Origin of the sequence: Clostridium sp. (assembly GCF_016650095.1) — a bacterium.
Taxonomy (GTDB): domain Bacteria; phylum Bacillota; class Clostridia; order Clostridiales; family Clostridiaceae; genus Clostridium_AD.
This window is the reverse complement of sequence record NZ_JAENWL010000024.1, coordinates 1-17,772: the sequence shown is the minus strand read 5'-3', so window position 1 is coordinate 17,772 and position 17,772 is coordinate 1. Positions and strand designations below refer to the sequence as shown.

Annotated in this window: 17 protein-coding genes; 16 read left to right on the top strand and 1 reads right to left on the bottom strand. The window is 33.8% G+C overall.

Annotated features, from left to right (window positions below; all coding sequences use genetic code 11):
- The first annotated feature begins 178 nt into the window (after positions 1-178).
- From cdaA to JJE11_RS03020, 11 genes are all read left to right on the top strand, one after another.
- The gene (gene cdaA, locus JJE11_RS03070) at positions 179-1,027 is read left to right on the top strand and encodes a diadenylate cyclase CdaA (RefSeq protein WP_291632783.1); all 849 of its coding nucleotides are present in this window, start codon (positions 179-181) and stop codon (positions 1,025-1,027) included.
- The gene (locus JJE11_RS03065; RefSeq protein WP_291632782.1) at positions 997-2,247 is read left to right on the top strand and encodes a CdaR family protein; all 1,251 of its coding nucleotides are present in this window, start codon (positions 997-999) and stop codon (positions 2,245-2,247) included. Before cdaA ends, JJE11_RS03065 begins: the two co-directional genes overlap by 31 nt.
- The gene (locus JJE11_RS03060; RefSeq protein ID WP_291632781.1) at positions 2,228-3,826 is read left to right on the top strand and encodes an NAD(P)/FAD-dependent oxidoreductase; all 1,599 of its coding nucleotides are present in this window, start codon (positions 2,228-2,230) and stop codon (positions 3,824-3,826) included. Before JJE11_RS03065 ends, JJE11_RS03060 begins: the two co-directional genes overlap by 20 nt.
- A 16-nt stretch (positions 3,827-3,842) precedes the next feature.
- Positions 3,843-4,928, top strand: a complete 1,086-nt coding sequence (gene buk, locus JJE11_RS03055) for a butyrate kinase (RefSeq protein ID WP_291632780.1) — start codon at positions 3,843-3,845, stop codon at positions 4,926-4,928.
- A gap of 22 nt (positions 4,929-4,950) precedes the next feature.
- Positions 4,951-5,862 (top strand): phosphate butyryltransferase, encoded by a 912-nt coding sequence (gene ptb / locus JJE11_RS03050; RefSeq protein ID WP_291632779.1) that lies wholly within the window; start codon positions 4,951-4,953, stop codon positions 5,860-5,862.
- Positions 5,863-5,881: 19 nt separating this feature from the next.
- On the top strand, positions 5,882-6,952 hold the full coding sequence (gene buk / locus JJE11_RS03045; protein ID WP_291632778.1) for a butyrate kinase: 1,071 nt from the start codon (positions 5,882-5,884) through the stop codon (positions 6,950-6,952).
- A 102-nt stretch (positions 6,953-7,054) separates the two neighbouring features.
- On the top strand, positions 7,055-7,717 hold the full coding sequence (locus JJE11_RS03040; RefSeq protein ID WP_291632784.1) for an ATP-binding protein: 663 nt from the start codon (positions 7,055-7,057) through the stop codon (positions 7,715-7,717).
- A 109-nt stretch (positions 7,718-7,826) separates the two neighbouring features.
- Positions 7,827-8,036, top strand: a complete 210-nt coding sequence (locus JJE11_RS03035) for a 4Fe-4S dicluster domain-containing protein (RefSeq protein WP_291632777.1) — start codon at positions 7,827-7,829, stop codon at positions 8,034-8,036.
- Positions 8,037-8,055: 19 nt separating this feature from the next.
- Positions 8,056-9,126, top strand: coding sequence for a 3-methyl-2-oxobutanoate dehydrogenase subunit VorB (locus JJE11_RS03030; RefSeq protein ID WP_291632776.1), 1,071 nt, complete (start codon positions 8,056-8,058; stop codon positions 9,124-9,126).
- Positions 9,126-9,875 carry a thiamine pyrophosphate-dependent enzyme gene (locus JJE11_RS03025; RefSeq protein WP_291632775.1) on the top strand — a complete coding sequence of 250 codons (750 nt, stop codon included), beginning with the start codon at positions 9,126-9,128 and terminating at the stop codon, positions 9,873-9,875. The genes JJE11_RS03030 and JJE11_RS03025 overlap by 1 nt, the downstream gene beginning before the upstream one ends.
- 1 nt (position 9,876) lies before the next feature.
- On the top strand, positions 9,877-10,407 hold the full coding sequence (locus tag JJE11_RS03020; RefSeq protein WP_291632774.1) for a 2-oxoacid:acceptor oxidoreductase family protein: 531 nt from the start codon (positions 9,877-9,879) through the stop codon (positions 10,405-10,407).
- Positions 10,408-10,522: 115 nt separating this feature from the next.
- Here the strand turns inward: JJE11_RS03020 and JJE11_RS03015 are convergent, their stop codons facing one another.
- Complete coding sequence (locus JJE11_RS03015; RefSeq protein ID WP_291632773.1) at positions 10,523-12,631, bottom strand: amino acid permease; 2,109 nt, start codon at positions 12,629-12,631, stop codon at positions 10,523-10,525.
- 616 nt (positions 12,632-13,247) lie between these two features.
- Between JJE11_RS03015 and JJE11_RS03010 the strand changes: the two genes are divergently transcribed.
- The 5 genes from JJE11_RS03010 to JJE11_RS02990 form a co-directional block, all read left to right on the top strand.
- Positions 13,248-13,616 (top strand): DUF2089 domain-containing protein, encoded by a 369-nt coding sequence (locus tag JJE11_RS03010; protein ID WP_291632772.1) that lies wholly within the window; start codon positions 13,248-13,250, stop codon positions 13,614-13,616.
- A gap of 48 nt (positions 13,617-13,664) precedes the next feature.
- Entirely contained in the window at positions 13,665-14,081 is a 417-nt protein-coding gene (locus JJE11_RS03005; RefSeq protein WP_291632771.1) for a hypothetical protein, read from the top strand.
- A gap of 23 nt (positions 14,082-14,104) precedes the next feature.
- Entirely contained in the window at positions 14,105-14,359 is a 255-nt protein-coding gene (locus JJE11_RS03000) for a hypothetical protein (RefSeq protein ID WP_291632770.1), read from the top strand.
- Between the two features lie 300 nt (positions 14,360-14,659).
- Positions 14,660-16,009 (top strand): phosphoglucosamine mutase, encoded by a 1,350-nt coding sequence (glmM, locus tag JJE11_RS02995; RefSeq protein WP_291632769.1) that lies wholly within the window; start codon positions 14,660-14,662, stop codon positions 16,007-16,009.
- Between the two features lie 215 nt (positions 16,010-16,224).
- A partial coding sequence (locus JJE11_RS02990) for a PTS mannitol transporter subunit IICBA (protein ID WP_291632768.1) occupies positions 16,225-17,772 on the top strand: 1,548 nt, incomplete at its 3' end.

The window sequence follows — 17,772 nt, the reverse complement described above, 5'->3', positions numbered from 1 at the left end:
GGCAAGTCAATTAATGATTTATTATTGCTATAAACATATGATTTTATTCTGTGAAATAAATTAGATTGCTATGAAATATAAGATAAAGTTATAATAAAATTAACGTATAAGAGGTACTAATAAACTCAAGCATGGTGTATAATTATAAATAGGAGTTTTATTAAGGGGTGTGAGCTTTATGGAAGTATTTAAGTTAATGTTAGGCACAATAAAAAATATAAGTATATTTTCAATTTTGGATATATTAGTGGTGGCGCTTATATTCTATAAAACTTATATGCTAATGAAAGAAACAAGAGCTGAGCAGTTATTAAAAGGGATAGTTCTTATTTTTGTACTTATTCCAATAAGCCAATTGCTTAATTTGACAATGCTCAATTGGATTTTAAACAAGACAATAACAATTGGTGTTTTGACTATTGTTATTATTTTTCAACCAGAAATAAGAAGCGCGTTAGAGCACATAGGAAGAACTGCTTTTACGGAAAAACATATATTTGAGGACGAAGAGATAATGGAGAAGGTTATAACTGAAATTGTTAATGCTGTTGAAATTTTATCAATCAGTAAAACAGGTGCATTAATAGTAATGGAACAAAGAACAGGTATTGGAGAAATCATTAAAACCGGAACCACGATGGATGCTGTAATATCTACAGCTTTGTTAGAAAATATATTTGTAGTTAACACTCCTCTTCATGATGGGGCTACAGTAATCAGAAATGATAGAATAATAGCTGCAGGGTGTTTTCTGCCATTAACAAATAATGATAAAATAAGCAAGAAATTAGGAACAAGGCATAGAGCAGCCATAGGAATAACGGAAACTTCAGATGCACTAACGATAATAGTATCAGAAGAAACAGGAACTATATCTCTGGCAATGAATGGGAGATTAGTAAGAAACTATGACAAGGATAAGCTTAAGAAAATACTTGTTCAAATAATAAGGAGAAGGCAAAACAAAAAAATAACATTAAAGGAGAGAGTAATGTCATGGATAAAGACGGAAAAGAACAATTTATAATAAAGTGTTGCTGCGTAATCCTTGCTTTTGCGCTATGGCTTTTTATAACAAGCACAGAATATCCATTGGACACTTACAAAATTAAAAGCGTACCAGTACAGATTCTAAATGGAGATACATTAACAAGGTCGGATCTTGTGTTAGTACCAGGTCAAGAATTAACCACAACACTAAATATTAAAGGAGCTAATACTAGCGTACTTATGGCTACGAAAGCAAAAGATTTTACTGTAGTGGTAGATTTAGATGCGTACGCTCTTAAAAGTGGGGAACAAAATATCCCTATTGAAATAAGAAAAAGTCCTGACAATATAAATGTGGTAAATAGTGATAGTCTTTTTATAAAAATAAACTTAGATCAACGAACCACAGCTAAACTGCCTATAAATGTAAATGTAAGCGGTAAACCTAAAGAAGGCTTTTTTGCATCTGCAGCAAAATTATCCCAAAGTGATGCTACGGTAGTGGGAGGATCAAAGTTTGTGAATTTAGTAAAAGAAATATTAGTAGAAGAGAATATACAAGGTCTGGAAGCTGATGTTACAAAAACATATAAGCTTAAACCAGTGGATGCATCAGGAAAAGAAGTAGGAAATGTTGTTTTAAATCCAGCTCAAATAGATGTTAAAATCCCTATAAGTAAGACAAAGTCTGTAGGAGTAATAGTAAAAACCATAGGTACTTTGAGTGAGGGGTTTACGTTAACAAGCGCAATAGCTTCACCAAAACAATTTAGTGTAACTGGAACTGAAGCTGTACTTAACAAAATAGATAATCTAAACACTGATGCTATTGACTTAAGTAAAATAAATAAGACCACTACCTTGGATGCAAAGGTGATAATTCCTGATGGATTAAGTCTAGTTAGTGGTAGTGATACTGTTAAGGTAGAAATTAAACTAGAAAAGGAAGTGCAAAAAAACATAAGTCAAGACATCGAATATATTAATCTAAATGTCGACTATGAAGTAAAATTAGAAAAAATTAAGGATTCATTAGTTTTTTCAGGAACTGAAGCAGTTATAAATTCTTTAGACTTGAAAAAGATTAGCGCAACAGTAGATTTAGTTAATTTAATAGAAGGTAACCATACTGTTCCCATAAAGGTGGTAATGCCAGAAGGAGTAAAGCTAGTATCACAAGCTCCTAACAAAATATTAGTAACTATTACAAAGAAACAAACGGAGGTACCTACAACCAATGACAATAAAGTTGAGTAACATAGTTCTAGATATAGATGAAAATATAGATGATTTGAAAATAAAGGTAACAAAAACAATGAAAATTTCTGAAAGTGAAATAAAAGATTTTAGAATAGCTAAAGAATCTATAGATGCTAGGAAAAAAAATAATATAAAGTTTAATTATGCTGTTCTTATTAAAACGGATAACGAAACAAAAATAGTATCAAGAGTAAATAACAAAGATGTAAAGATTGAAGAGGTTAGATATGATGCTGAGTTTGAGTTTGGAACTAAAGAGGCAAATCATAGACCGATAATAGTAGGAATGGGACCAGCAGGGATGTTTGCTGGCCTTCTTATGGCACAAAAGGGTTATAAGCCTTTAATTATCGAAAGAGGAGAAAAGGTTGAGAATAGGACAAAAACCATAAACAAGTTTTGGACAAGGGCAGTATTAAATACAGAGTCTAATGTGCAATTTGGTGAGGGCGGAGCCGGAACATTTTCAGATGGAAAGCTAACAACAAGAATAAAGGATAATAGATGTGACTACATATTAGAGGAATTTGTGAAAGCCGGGGCACCAGATGAAATATTATATATGGGTAAGCCTCACATAGGTACAGATATACTAAAAGAAGTTGTAAAAAATATCAGAGAAACTATTATTAAGTTAGGTGGAGAAGTAAGATTTAATAGTAAACTTTGCGATATAAAAATTAAAGATGAAAAGATAAAAAGTGTAATAGTAAATGGAGAAGAAATACCTTGTGATAACATTGTTTTAGCTATAGGCCATAGTTCTCGTGATACATATGAAATGTTATATAAAAAAGGGATATTTATGTCCAGTAAGCCATTTGCAGTGGGAGTTCGAATAGAGCATCCACAAGATATGATTAATGAAAATCAATATGGTAAATATGCGAACCACCCAAAACTAAAAGGTGCAGATTACAAGCTTACTTATAAAAGTGAAAAATTGGGCAGAGCAGTGTATAGCTTTTGTATGTGCCCCGGTGGATCAGTAGTAGCAGCTGCATCAGAACAGGGCTTTCTTGCAATAAATGGCATGAGTGAGCACAAGAGAGATAAACAGAATGGAAACTCAGCCATAGTTGTATCTGTAGGTCCTAAAGATTTCGCCTCAGATAACCCACTGGCGGGTATTGAGTTTCAGAGGCATTATGAGTCGCTGGCGTATACGCTTGGAGGATCAAACTATAATGCACCAGTACAATTAGTTGGAGACTTCCTAAAAGGCAGAGTTAGTAGCGAAATAGGCAGTGTAAAACCAAGCTATACACCGGGGTATAAGTTTGCTGATATTACTAAGTGTTTACCTAGTTATGTAACAGACGCTATAAAAGAGGCTTTACCTAAATTCGAATATAAAATAAATGGTTTTGCAAGAGAAGACGCAATTCTTACTGGTATTGAAACAAGAACATCAGCACCAGTAAGGATTGATAGAAATGAGAAACTTCAAAGTATATCTCTAGCGGGCCTATATCCAGCAGGAGAAGGAGCAGGATATGCAGGTGGGATAATTTCTGCGGCTGTTGATGGATTAAAAGCCGCGGAAAGTATAATGAAAGAATGGAAAAAGACATAAAAGTGGAGGTATTTAAATGAGTACAAAAGGATATATTTTAGCGATAAATCCTGGTTCAACATCAACTAAATTATCTATTTATAAAGACAAAGATTGTATTATTACATCCAATTTGACCCATAGCGCAGGTGAAATTAAGAAATTTGAGAGGGTTTATGACCAAAAGGACATGAGAACTGCACTAATTTTAAAGTGGCTTAGTGAAGAAAATATCGATCTTGAAGATTTAATTGCAGTTGTTGGTAGAGGTGGATTATTAAGACCAATGCCAGGTGGTACATATGAAATATCGCCCAAAATGCTTGCGGATTTAAAAATAGGGTATCAAGCAGAACACGCTTCTAACCTAGGTGGAGTAATAGCCTATAAAATTGCAGAAAAAATTAACATACCAGCATTTATTGTAGACCCTGTTGCAGTAGATGAGATAATTGACGTTGCGAGGATATCAGGACTTCCAGAGATTCCAAGACGTTCTTTGGTTCATGCCTTAAACATAAAAGCAGTAACAAGAAGGGTTTGTACTAAATTACATAAGAGTTTTGATAACAGCACTTATGTAGTTGCACATATTGGTGGAGGAATCTCTGTGTCTCCAGTTAAAAATGGAAGAATCTTAGATGTAAACAATGCCAACGAGGAAGGACCTTTTTCACCAGAGCGAACTGGTGGGCTTCCAGTAGGAGATTTAGCAAAGCTTGCTTTCAGTGGTAAATATACTCTTTCTCAGTTAAAGAAAAAGTTAACAGGAGAAGGGGGATTAGTAGCTTATCTAAATACCAACGATGGAAGAATTGTTGATAAGATGATAGACGAGGGTGATGCTAAGGCAGAACTTATTTTAAAAGCTATGGCATATCAAATTTCTAAAGAAATAGGTGCTATGGCAACAGTAGTTTGTGGTAAAATTGATGCTATAATCCTTACGGGTGGGCTTACTTATAATACGCGACTTACTACCTGGATAAGTGAAATGGTAAGTTTTATAGCCAATGTTGAATTAGTACCAGGAGAAGATGAGATGTTAGCTTTAGCAGAGGGAGCGCTCAGAATAATAAATAAAGAAGAAAAAGCTAAAATATATGAAAAAGAAACAAAATAGAGAATACGAGGAGTGTAATCCAATGATTAAAACTTTTGATAAAGTATTAAACACAGCAAAGTCACAAGGAATGAAAATCGTAGCAGTAGCAGTAGCACAGGATGAACCAGTACTTGAGGCAGTGCGCGCTGCTAAGAAAAATGGCATAGCAAATGCAATACTAGTAGGAGATAAAGAAAAAATAATCTCTATTGCCAGTAGCATAGGAATGGATGCGGAAGAGTTTGAAATTATAGATGAGAAAGATGTTAAAAAAGCAGCATTAATTGCAGTTAAGATAGTATCTACAGGAAAGGCTGACATGCTTATGAAAGGGCTATTAGAGACATCGACTTTCTTAAGGGCTGTATTAAACAAAGAAGTAGGTCTCCGAACTGGAAAACAAATGTCACACGTAGCAGTATTTGAGATACCAAGTTATGATAGATTAATATTTTTAACGGATGCTGCATTCAATATGTATCCAGAATTAAAAGAAAAAATTGATATAATAAATAATTCGGTAGCAGTAGCAAAAGCTTGCGGTGTTGAACTTCCTAAAGTAGCAGCAGTTTGCGCGGTAGAAGTAGTAAACGCCGGTATGCCAGCAACACTAGATGCAGCATTGCTTTCAAAAATGAATGATAGAGGTCAGATAAAGGGATGTATTGTTGATGGACCTCTAGCGTTAGATATTGCAATATCAGAAGAGGCGGCAAGACATAAAAAAATAGGAGGCCAAGTAGCAGGTAAAGCTGATATTCTTTTAATGCCTAACATTGAAGCTGGAAATGTAATGTACAAATGTTTAAATTATACTACTAAGTCTAAAAGTGGGGCTATACTAGTGGGGACTTCGGCTCCAGTTATATTAACTTCTAGAGCGGATACGCCTGAAACAAAATTAAATTCCATAGCACTAGCGGCATTAGTTGCAGAGTATAATAAACACTAGAGTACAAAGGAGGAACAATATGTCATATAAATTGTTAATTATTAATCCAGGTTCAACGTCCACTAAAATAGGCGTATATGAAGATGAAAATGAAATTTTAGAAGAAACATTAAGACATTCATCAGAAGAGATAGGCAAATTTGAAGGGATATTTGAACAGCTTAATTTTAGAAAAGACGTTATATTGAATATACTTAAAGAAAAGAACTTTGATATAAATACTTTGGATGCTGTAGTAGGTAGAGGTGGACTTCTAAAACCTATCGAAGGTGGTACTTATGCTGTCAATGAAGCTATGCTTAATGATTTAAAAATTGGAGTGCAAGGACAACATGCTTCAAATTTAGGTGGAATAATTGCAAATGAAATTGCAAAATCCTTAGATATACCATCATTTATCGTTGACCCAGTAACTGTGGATGAAATGATAGATGTGGCTAGAATATCAGGTATGCCAGAAATCGAAAGAAAGAGCATTTTTCATGCGTTAAACCAAAAGGCAGTAGCCAGAAGATATGCAAAAGAAAATGGTAAAAAATACGAAGAGATTAATTTAATAGTAGCACACCTCGGTGGCGGTGTGTCAGTAGGAGCTCACAAGGCTGGAAGAGTTATTGATGTAAATAATGCACTAGATGGTGATGGCCCATTTTCACCAGAAAGATCTGGAGGACTTCCAGTAGGAGATTTATCTAAAATGTGCTTTAGTGGAAAATACACTTTAGACGACATAAAGAAAAAGATAAATGGAAAAGGTGGCTTCGTTGCTTATCTTAATACGAATGATGCTAGACTAGTCGAAGATAAAACAGAAGCAGGCGATGAAAAATATAAATTGATTTTTGAAGCTATGGGATATCAAGTAGCTAAGGAAATTGGAAAATGTGCAGCAGTTTTATCGGGAAAAGTAGATGCTATAATTTTAACTGGAGGAATAGCTTATAGTAAGCCTATGGTTAATTATATAAAAGAAAGAGTAGAATTTATTACAAATGTGGTAGTTTATCCAGGCGAAGATGAATTATTAGCACTAGCTGAAGGTGGATTAAGAGTATTAAGTGGTAAAGAGAAGGCAAAAGAGTATAAATAGTAAATTATAATAATAGGGCACCTTCAAATAAATAATAAGCTAGTATGCTACTATTTATTTGAATGGGGCTTATGAAAATTTTTGAAGGGAAAGAGTGATGCAATGAGTAGAATTAGAGTATTTACAGGGCATTTTGGTAGTGGTAAGACAGAAATTGCAATTAATTATGCAATAAATCTTGCAAAAGAAGGAAAGAAAGTTGTAATAGCTGACTTAGATATAGTAAATCCTTATTTTTGTGTAAGAGATGTGAGAAAACAATTAGAGGAATATGGAATAAGAGTTATAGCATCAAACCCAGAACTAGTTAATGCGGAACTCATGGTAGTGCCAGCAGAAATAATAGCTGTGTTTAATGATAAAAGCTATGAGGTCGTAATAGATGTAGGTGGGGATGATGCAGGCTCAATAGCCCTTGGACAGTATAATAGGTTTTTTGTAGAGGAACCCTATGATATGTTTTTTGTTATAAATACCAATAGACCCAATACATCAAATGCTACAGATATTGTGGAATACTTTAAAGCAATAGAAAGAGCTTCAAGATTAAAAATATCACATTTGATTTCAAATACTAATATATCTTATGAAACGGAACCTCAACATATAATAGATGGAGACAAAATAGTAGCACAGCTATCTAAAGAGCTAAATATACCTCATGCGTACACTGTTTGCAGTAGAGATTTAATGGAAAAAATGATGGATAAATTGCAAGGAACTATATTTGGTATTGACTTGCATATGTTACCACCTTGGAGATAGAAAGAAAACAATCAGTAATCGATCGTATTGACAGTTTAGCTTGCAGGGGTTAAAATAGAGAAGTAAACGTTTAAATTTTATAGAATCCTATTTAAAAGGAGGTTTAAACATGCCAAAAGTGAGTTTCAGAGAAGACAGATGTAAAGGATGTGGACATTGTATAGCAGCATGTCCTAAAAAAATAATAAGTTTTTCAAAGAAATTAAATATAAAAGGATATCATGCAGCAACAGTAACCGAAGAAAAAATGAAAGAATGCATTGGATGTGCATCTTGCGCAAAAATGTGTCCTGACTGCGTAATAACAGTTGAAAAGTAAAGAATAGGAGGATGAACTTATGGGAGAAAAAGTATTAATGAAAGGTAATGAGGCAATTGGAGAAGCAGCAATAAGAGCAAATTGTAAATGTTTTTTTGGATATCCAATAACACCTCAAACAGAGATATCTGCTTATTTATCAAGAAAAATGCCTAAAATTGATAGAGTTTTCTTACAAGCGGAGAGTGAAATAGCAGCTATAAATATGGTTTATGGAGCAGCTGGAACAGGAGTAAGATGTATGACATCTTCAAGTTCACCAGGAATAAGCTTAAAAGCAGAAGGAATATCATACATAGCAGGAGCAGAGCTTCCATGCGTTATTGTAAATATAGTTAGAGGTGGGCCAGGACTTGGTAGTATACAGCCAGCTCAATCAGATTACTTCCAAGCAACTAAAGGCGGAGCACATGGCGATTTTAATATGCCAGTATATGCACCGGCATCAATACAAGAAATGGTTGATTTAGTTCAAGATGCTTTTGACACGGCAGATATGTATAGGACTCCTGTAATGGTTATGGGAGACGGTATGCTTGGACAAATGATGGAACCAGTTGAATTTAAAGAAAGAGAAGCAAAGGTATTACCAGAAAAAACATGGGCTGCTTCTGGCTTAAAAGGAAGAAAGAAACATAATGTAATAAATTCCCTTTATCTTCTATCTGAAGAGCTAGAAGAACATAATGTAAAATTACAAGAAAAATTTAAAGAAATAAAGAAAAATGAAGTAAGATATGAAATGTATAATTGTGATGGTGAAAGTGATTTAATAATGGTTGCTTACGGTACAACATCAAGAATATGCAAAAATGTTGTTAAAATGGCAGCAAAAGAAGGTTTAAAGTTAGGACTAATAAGACCAATTACACTTTGGCCTTTCCCAGTTGAAGCCTTTGAAAAAACTATAAGTACCACAAAACATGGATATATATCAGTAGAAATGAGCTGTGGACAAATGGTTGAAGATGTTAGACTTTCAGTTGAAGGAAGAAAACCTGTATACTTCTACGGAAGATCAGGTGGAATGGTTCCTCATCCAGAGGATATATTAAATAAAGTTAAAGAAATAGTAGGAGGTGCGAAATAATGGCAATTGTATTTGAACCAACTAAAGCATTATTAGATGTTCCTACGCATTATTGTCCGGGATGTACTCATGGGTTAATTCATAGATTAGTAGGAGAAGTTCTTGAAGAGTTAGACGTAATAGATAAAACTATAGGAGTAGCTCCAGTTGGATGTTCTGTTTTAGCATATGATTACTTTGCATGTGATATGTTCGAAGCAGCACATGGAAGAGCGCCAGCAGTGGCTACAGGAATTAAAAGATCTAATCCAGATGCAGTAGTATTTACATACCAAGGAGATGGAGATCTCGCAGCAATAGGTACGGCTGAAATAGTGCATGCTGCTACTCGCGGAGAGAACATTGTTACTATATTCGTAAATAATTGTATTTATGGCATGACTGGTGGACAAATGGCTCCAACTACTCTTCCAGGTCAAGTAACAGAAACAACTCCTTATGGAAGAGATACGAAATTGCAAGGACATCCTATTAGAGTATCAGAAATGATATCAACTTTAACAGGTGCGTGTTATGTAGAAAGAGTATCTGTAGATAGTGTTCCAAATGTTAATAAAACAAAGAAAGCTATAAAAAAAGCGTTTCAAAATGCAATTGCTGGGAAAGGTTTTTCAATGGTAGAGGTATTATCAATATGTCCGACTAACTGGGGATTATCACCTTATGAGTCAATGGGATGGCTTAGAGATAATATGATACCATTCTATACTCTAGGGGTTAAAAAAGACACAACCATGGAGGTAAAATAATATGGCAACACAAGAAATTATATTTGCAGGATTTGGTGGTCAAGGTACACTTTCAATGGGAAAATTTTTAGCATATGCAGGTATGGATGCTAACATGAATGTTTCATGGCTTCCATCTTACGGGCCAGAAATGCGTGGAGGTACTGCTAACTGTTCAGTTATAATGTCAGATGAGCCAGTTGGTTCTCCGATAATTAATGAGCCAAACGCACTTATAGTTATGAATAGACCTTCTCTTGATAAGTTTGAAAATGACCTAGCTAAAGGTGGACTTTTGATATTAGATTCTGACCTTGTAGATAGAATGCCAATTAGAGAAGATATAGAAGTAATATGCGTTCCAGCTCAAACAGAAGCTATGAAGATTGGAAGCAAGCAGATAGCTAATATGGTACTTCTAGGAACATTGGTTAAAAGAACAGGAATAGTACCTATGGAAGGATTAGTGGAGGCTTTAAAGGCTCACGGTAAAGAAAAATTCTTTGAAATAAATAAAAAAGCGCTTGAGGTAGGAGCATCATACGTAAAGTAAATAATAGTCTGTGATTATTTTTCAAATAAAAAATAAAGAAGCTATGAGGTAGGGAATACTACATCATAGCTTTTTATTTATAGTTAACTACATACTTATTAATCTCCATTTTAATTTAAGAAAGAGCATTTTCCATGCCGCCGGTAGCTATGAATAATAAGCTTCCTGGGGATATTTCAACAACTTCAAGCATTTCCTCATATCGGGAAGGCATCCCAAGAATGCTTAAATCTGCTATTTCATCTTTAAAAATTTCCTTAAAATCACCCGCAAATAAATCAATCTTTGTATTTATAGGTAGTCTTGCATCTTCAATAAATTTTTTAAGCTGATTTTCTTCTTTTTTCTTTTGCTGGGCATTATTAACTACACGACAGAGTTTAATCTCTGCACCTACATTTCTAGCAATTTGAAGAGCACAAAGTACAATCAAATCATTATTTGGACTTTTGTCCCTCAGCCAAAAATTAATTTTTTGTTCAGGTCCTATGTTATATTTAGGGTGTAACCATAAACACATAACTGCCATCTTAATGGGTTTAAGCTCTTCATATAGATTTTTAAAACGCATTCGCTTATCCAAATCGTCGCTAATAGTGAATAATACAGCATTTGGAGACAAAAATGTGCTAGATAAACACTGTAGCGTTGGAATTAGTACATCATTAAAGTCTTGCGACTTTATAAGAACTTTCTGAGTAAATATTTTTTTTGCTTTTAATGGAATTAATTCATCATCAATCTCTTTTTCATACTCTGAGTCTATATTATCTTCTTCATAGATATTCATATAATAAATACGACCTGATGGAAATATGATACTTTGCAAAAGACGTGATATCCTTCTAAAATCCTCCGGTTTCTCAACAGGTATTACAATGGAAGGTTTCCAAAGTCTAGGATGATAAGGTAGTGACATTGATTTTTGAGCTGCCCATTCAGCAATGAATGAAAAAATACCTCCTCTTACATCACCCCAAGGAGAAGTCATATTTCTTTTTTTAAGCACTGTATAAATTGCCATAGTTAATATAAGTGTAACAACAGTGAAAAAAGGATTAATGAGAATCATTGCAAAAAAACAGCCAAATGCACCAATCAAAGAGATATAAATAGGCATGGACATGGTCGGTCTAAAACTGGTAATTCCAATCTTCTGTTCCAAAAACACTACTAGGTTGATCATACTATATGTTGTTAAGAATATCATGGTCAACAGTTCTGCTAAACTATTTAAGTTACCCCCAAATAGAACACAAAATGATATTAAAGAGGAAATAATAATTGCATTTAAGGGTTCTCCATTCTTATTCTTTTTTGCAAATACATTAGAAAATGGAACTACTCTGTTTTCACTTAAAGCCGAAAGGGTTCTTGGCGCACTGACTAAAGCAGAAAGTGCTGAGGAGAGTACCGCACCCATTACTCCTGCAATAATAATAAACCTAACACTTCCAAGCCTTAAAATAATAGAATTATCTGCAAGTAATAGTGTTTGCGTTGCTTGTTTTGCAAACCAAATTGCAAGCAGTATATATACTCCAAATCCTGTAATTACCGCTGCCAAGGTTCCTGTTATAATACTTTTCCTAGGATTCTCCAGTTCTCCAGACATGGTTGCACCTGTAAGTACACCCGTTACTGCCGGGAAAAAAATCGCAAAAGTTGCCCAAAATCCTGCTTCTCTTAGTCCTCCAGTTAGTACAATTGGTCCTGGATTTAAGCTGTGTCCAGTTAGGAATGATATTATAGATAAAACCACTGCCCCTAGTATAAAATATTGTATTTTAAAGGCAAGGCGCGCACCAATAATTGATAAAATCGTAAGGAGTGCCCAGGTTAATACTCCAACCAATTTGATAGAATGATCTGGGAAAAACGTAATCCATAATTCACTAAATCCAGTTATGTAAAAAGCAACAGATATGGATTGAGAAAGGTATAGAGGAATACCTATAGCCCCACCCATTTCAAGCCCTAGTGATCTTGTGATAATAGCATACGCACCACCTGGCCCAATATTTATGTTTGTAAGCATTGATGACATTGATAAAGCAGTACATAGGGTTATTGTATGTGCTATTACAATTATAATTAATGTATTCCAAAGCCCAGCATTTCCAACAATCCAACCTAATCTTAGATATAGAATAACACCCAATATTGTTAGAATCGTTGGAACGTAAACCCCTTCAAAAGTTTTAAGTCCTTTTCCATTGCTCATATTGATCTCCCATTTGGATTTTTAGTCCCCATATTTTTTTATTATATAATTTATGTAAAATAACAAACTAATTATATAACAATTTAATACTAATAACTACAAGTATATTGTTGATAATTGTAATTATTTATATTGTTTTCTACTAATTTAGCGGATGTATTTTTAAGTGATGATGAATTATTAGAAAAGGGTGACTTAAGGGTATTAAGGCTTAACATATCACAAAGCATTGTGGGACTAAAAATTAAGATTTAAGAATGTTATATATTTTATAAGCATAAAAATATAGGAGGTCTAATATGGAAAAGATGAATTATGGCGATATAAAAATATCCGGGTCAGGCACTGCTGGTGGAGGAAAATATAATGATGTAATTATAAGCGGATAATAGCGGAGAAATTAATATTTCAAGTGTTTCAATAGTTAAAGAGCAAAAGCACATATGGCACAAGTTTATAATTACTAAATAATAATGATTGAGTATATTCGAATTAATATTATTAATAAAAAGATTAAAATAATCAATATATATTCAAATATAATTAAAATAATCAATATTTATATTGATTATTTTAATTAAAGGGAATATAATGAATATAAAAGAAGGTGGGTAAAATGGCCTATAAAATATTGTGCAAATGTCCAGTTTGTAGTTCGAAATTAAAAGTAACAAGACTAAAATGTGATGAATGTGGAACTATGGTTGAGAACCAATTTGAATTATCAAAATTTGATTATTTGAATAGTGAACAGTTATATTTCATTGAAGTATTCTTAAAATCAAGAGGGAACATTAAGGACGTGGAGAAGGAACTTGGTATATCATATCCAACAGTTAGGGCAAAGCTAGATGAAGTTATTACTTCACTTGGTTATACTGTTTTAAAGCAAAAACCTTCTGTTGATAAAAAAGATGTAATAGATATGTTAGAAAAAGGTGAAATCACTGCTGATGAAGCGTTAATTATGCTGAATGGTAAATAAGAAAGCTGTGAATTGGGAATTTCGGGCTACAGAAAAGGAGGATATATAATGAATGAAGAAATCTCAAGAATATTAAAAATGGTTGAAGAAGGTAAAATTGATTCAGAAAAAGCTATGCAACTCATAGAAGCTCTAAAGGGAGAAAGCAAAGAAGCTGTTATTTTAGAGAAAGTAACAACGAATACTAATAGCTATGGTAATAGTAAATTCAAAATTAAAATGCTGAGAATAAAGGTGAGGTCTAAAGAGAATGACATTGTGAATATTAACCTGCCACTGGCATTTGTCAGTGGCATGATAAAAAGCTTTGGAAAAATTCCGAATGTAAATATAAATGGCATGAACGAAGTCGACATGGATGCTATGACTCAAACTATATTAGATGCCATAGATGGTGGTATAGGTGGAAAGATTGTGGACATACAAACTGGAGATGGAGATACAGTTGAGGTTGTTATAGAATAAATCTAGAACTTTTGAGGTGTTATATGAAGATTTATATTAAAACAGGGGAAGGTAGGAAAATAAGGATTCCAGTACCAATGTGGGCAATAAGACTGGCCACAAGACTTCCCATAGAGAAAATTGTAATGAAACACATTAAAGAAAAGGATGCTAAATATTTAGAACTGGTAGACTGGAATGAAATGAGAAATTTAATTATTTCATTAAGTGAATATAAAGGGTTAAATTTAGTAGATATAAGAGCTAACGACGGTACGGAAGTATTAATACGAATTTAGGGTTGTTCAAGAGGAGAAATTTCATAATTAAACAAAAAATAATCCAATGCGGGTTATTTTTTTTGGTTAAATTATCATAAAATACTAGAACTTTTTTACAAATACTTATTATTGTAGTATAATACAATCAATAATATAATTAAGATTTATGCCTTTATACAAAGGGATTTTACTGAATATGCAAATAAAAAATAAAAGAAAATGAAGAACTTTTTATATGAAATACTAGCATGCTGACTAGTTATTTTTTAGTATGCCCTATAATAAAACTATAAAACATTGAGAAAGAGGTAGAAAAATATGAGTAGAATGTTCGGGACAGATGGAGTACGCGGTATAGCAAATACAGAATTAACAGCTGAGCTTGCATATAGGCTTGGAAGATCAGGAGCGTTTGTACTAACTGACAGAGCACATAAACCTAAAATTATAGTAGGAATGGATACAAGAGTTTCAGGAGACATGTTAGAATCAGCATTAGTCGCAGGAATTTTATCTGTAGGTGCAGAAGCAATATGCCTTGGAGTGGTGCCTACACCAGCAGTGGCATATTTAACTAGAAAATATGGAGCAGATGCAGGGGTTGTTATTTCAGCATCACATAACCCAGTAGAATATAACGGAATAAAGTTTTTTGATAGTAAGGGTTTTAAGTTATCTGATGAATTAGAGGATACAATACAAGCAGTTATAGAAAGTGGTTTTAACGGAGTACCGTCACCAATTGCTGGAGATTTAGGTATAAAAACAATTAAGAAAAATGCTGTAGAGGATTATATAGAATTTGCAAAATCTACTATTTCAGGAGACTTAAAAGGACTTAAAATAGCATTAGATTGTGCTAATGGGGCTTCCTATATTACTTCAGTAAAAGCTACAAGAGATCTAAAAGCAGAGGTTTTAGTTATAAACAATGACCCAGATGGAATAAATATAAATAAAGACTGTGGATCTACTCATCCTGAGCACTTAATGGCTTTTGTTAAAGAAAATCATTGTGATTTAGGGTTAGCATTTGATGGTGATGCAGATAGATGTTTAGCGGTGGACGAAAAAGGAAACCTTATAAATGGGGACTTCATAATTGCTATTTGTGCTAAGCACCTAAAGAACATGGGGAAATTAACTAAAGATACTGTAGTAGTAACAGTTATGAGTAATTTGGGACTTGATATTGCGATGAAGGAAGAAAACATAACCACAGTGAAAACTAAAGTAGGAGATAGGTATGTGCTTGAGAAGATGCAAGAAGAGGGTTATAGTCTAGGTGGAGAACAATCAGGTCACGTAATTTTCTTAGATTTTAATACTACAGGGGATGGACTTGTATCGGGACTTCAATTAGCAACTGTAATTAAAGAATCCGGAAAACCATTATCAGAGCTAGCGGCAATGATGACAGAGCTTCCGCAAGTTTTGGTTAATGCAACAGTACCAAATGATAAAAAAGACATCCATGAAACTGATAGTGACATAATGGAAGAGATTAAAAAAATAGAAGTGAAATTAAATGGCTGTGGAAGAGTGCTTATAAGACCTTCAGGTACAGAACCACTAGTGAGGGTAATGCTCGAAGGCAGAGTTCAAAATGAATTAGATGAAATGGCACATGCTCTTGCTAAAATGATTGAAGAGAAAGCAAATAAATAAGATATCCAAAATATTTTTAAACCCACAAAATAACGTAAGAAATTTCGGATGCGAAGTTTCTTACGTTATTTTATATTGCGGAAAATTCAGAATACTCAGTTTTGTCACTAAGCTTAAGTGACAAAATACACGTATCTTTGTGTTGTAGCGTAGTTTGTGTAAACGTATAATTACATTAAGGAATATATTTTAACAAGTTTGAAGGGGGAAAAGTAATGGAAGTTAAAACACAAACAGAACTCAAAGAAAAAGTCCAGGTATTCGGGCGATTCCTAAGCGGTATGGTAATGCCTAATATTGGAGCATTTATCGCATGGGGGTTAATAACAGCTCTATTCATTGAAACAGGATGGACACCTAATGCTAATCTTGCTAAATTGGTAGGACCAATGATTACCTATCTATTACCACTATTAATAGCATATACCGGAGGAAAAATGGTGGGAGGTAGTAGAGGTGGAGTATTAGGTGCAATAGCTGCCATGGGTGTAATTGTAGGAGCAGATATTCCTATGTTTATGGGTGCTATGATAATGGGGCCCCTGGGAGGATTTGTTATTAAGAAGTTTGATAAATCAATTGAAGGTAAAGTTCCAGCCGGTTTTGAAATGTTAGTAAATAACTTTTCAGCCGGAATAATAGGTATGTTACTCGCTATAATTGCATTTCTTGGAATTGGACCGTTGGTACTTGGTCTTAACAACATATTAGAAACTGGAGTAGGAGTTATAGTAAATGCGGGCTTATTACCATTAACATCTTTATTCATTGAGCCAGGTAAAATATTATTTTTAAATAATGCTATAAATCATGGAATTCTCTCACCTTTAGGAATACAAGAAGCTAAGGAAGTAGGAAAGTCAGTATTCTTCTTGTTAGAAGCAAATCCAGGTCCAGGGCTAGGAATACTTGTAGCGTATTGGATGTTTGCAAAGGGAATAGCAAAAGAATCTGCTCCGTCAGCAGTAATTATTCACTTTTTAGGTGGAATACATGAAATATACTTCCCTTATGTTTTAATGAAACCAGTACTTCTACTAGCAGTAATTGGTGGTGGAGCAAGTGGAATTTTCACATTTGGAATCTTCAATGCAGGACTTATAGCAACAGCATCACCAGGAAGTATATTCGCATTAATGGCTATGACTCCTAAAGGCGGACTTATAGGTGTTCTTGCAGGAGTACTTGTATCAGCAGTAGTATCGTTCTTAATAGCGGGATTCTTTATTAAAGGTTCGAAGGATTCGGGAGAAGATGATTTAGAAAAAGCAAAGACAACAGTAAAAGGGCTAAAAGGAACTAAAAAAACTGAACAAGAAGTAAAAACATATAATAAAACATTGATAAAGAAAATAGTATTTGCATGTGATGCTGGAATGGGATCAAGTGCAATGGGAGCATCTACTTTAAGAAACAAGTTGAAAAAGGCAGGCATAAACATAGAAGTAATAAATTGTGCCGTAAATGATATAGCAAGGGATGCACAGGTTATTGTTACACACGAGAGCTTAGCAGTTAGAGCTAAAGCGTCAGGACCGAAGGCTGAATATATAGCAGTAAAAGATTTTCTTAAAAATACAGCCTTTGAACAAATTCTTCAAATACTGGAATCTCCAGAAGTAGAAGATGTTAATACGAAGAGTGATTTGCCACAAGGAAGTACTGTGTTAAAAAAAGAAAATATTAAGGTTCATTTAAAATCTACAGATAAATATGAAGCGATAAGACTAGCAGGACGTCTTTTGGTAGATGGAGGATATGTT

Excerpts from the sequence above, each read along its gene's own strand:
- cdaA (WP_291632783.1), top strand. The coding sequence starts at position 179 with ATGGAAGTATTTAAGTTAATGTTAGGCACAATAAAAAATATAAGTATA.
- JJE11_RS03065 (WP_291632782.1), top strand. The coding sequence starts at position 997 with ATGGATAAAGACGGAAAAGAACAATTTATAATAAAGTGTTGCTGCGTA.
- JJE11_RS03060 (WP_291632781.1), top strand. The coding sequence starts at position 2,228 with ATGACAATAAAGTTGAGTAACATAGTTCTAGATATAGATGAAAATATA.
- buk (WP_291632780.1), top strand. The coding sequence starts at position 3,843 with ATGAGTACAAAAGGATATATTTTAGCGATAAATCCTGGTTCAACATCA.
- ptb (WP_291632779.1), top strand. The coding sequence starts at position 4,951 with ATGATTAAAACTTTTGATAAAGTATTAAACACAGCAAAGTCACAAGGA.
- buk (WP_291632778.1), top strand. The coding sequence starts at position 5,882 with ATGTCATATAAATTGTTAATTATTAATCCAGGTTCAACGTCCACTAAA.
- JJE11_RS03040 (WP_291632784.1), top strand. The coding sequence starts at position 7,055 with ATGAGTAGAATTAGAGTATTTACAGGGCATTTTGGTAGTGGTAAGACA.
- JJE11_RS03035 (WP_291632777.1), top strand. The coding sequence starts at position 7,827 with ATGCCAAAAGTGAGTTTCAGAGAAGACAGATGTAAAGGATGTGGACAT.
- JJE11_RS03030 (WP_291632776.1), top strand. The coding sequence starts at position 8,056 with ATGGGAGAAAAAGTATTAATGAAAGGTAATGAGGCAATTGGAGAAGCA.
- JJE11_RS03025 (WP_291632775.1), top strand. The coding sequence starts at position 9,126 with ATGGCAATTGTATTTGAACCAACTAAAGCATTATTAGATGTTCCTACG.
- JJE11_RS03020 (WP_291632774.1), top strand. The coding sequence starts at position 9,877 with ATGGCAACACAAGAAATTATATTTGCAGGATTTGGTGGTCAAGGTACA.
- JJE11_RS03015 (WP_291632773.1), bottom strand. The coding sequence starts at position 12,631 with ATGAGCAATGGAAAAGGACTTAAAACTTTTGAAGGGGTTTACGTTCCA.
- JJE11_RS03010 (WP_291632772.1), top strand. The coding sequence starts at position 13,248 with ATGGCCTATAAAATATTGTGCAAATGTCCAGTTTGTAGTTCGAAATTA.
- JJE11_RS03005 (WP_291632771.1), top strand. The coding sequence starts at position 13,665 with ATGAATGAAGAAATCTCAAGAATATTAAAAATGGTTGAAGAAGGTAAA.
- JJE11_RS03000 (WP_291632770.1), top strand. The coding sequence starts at position 14,105 with ATGAAGATTTATATTAAAACAGGGGAAGGTAGGAAAATAAGGATTCCA.
- glmM (WP_291632769.1), top strand. The coding sequence starts at position 14,660 with ATGAGTAGAATGTTCGGGACAGATGGAGTACGCGGTATAGCAAATACA.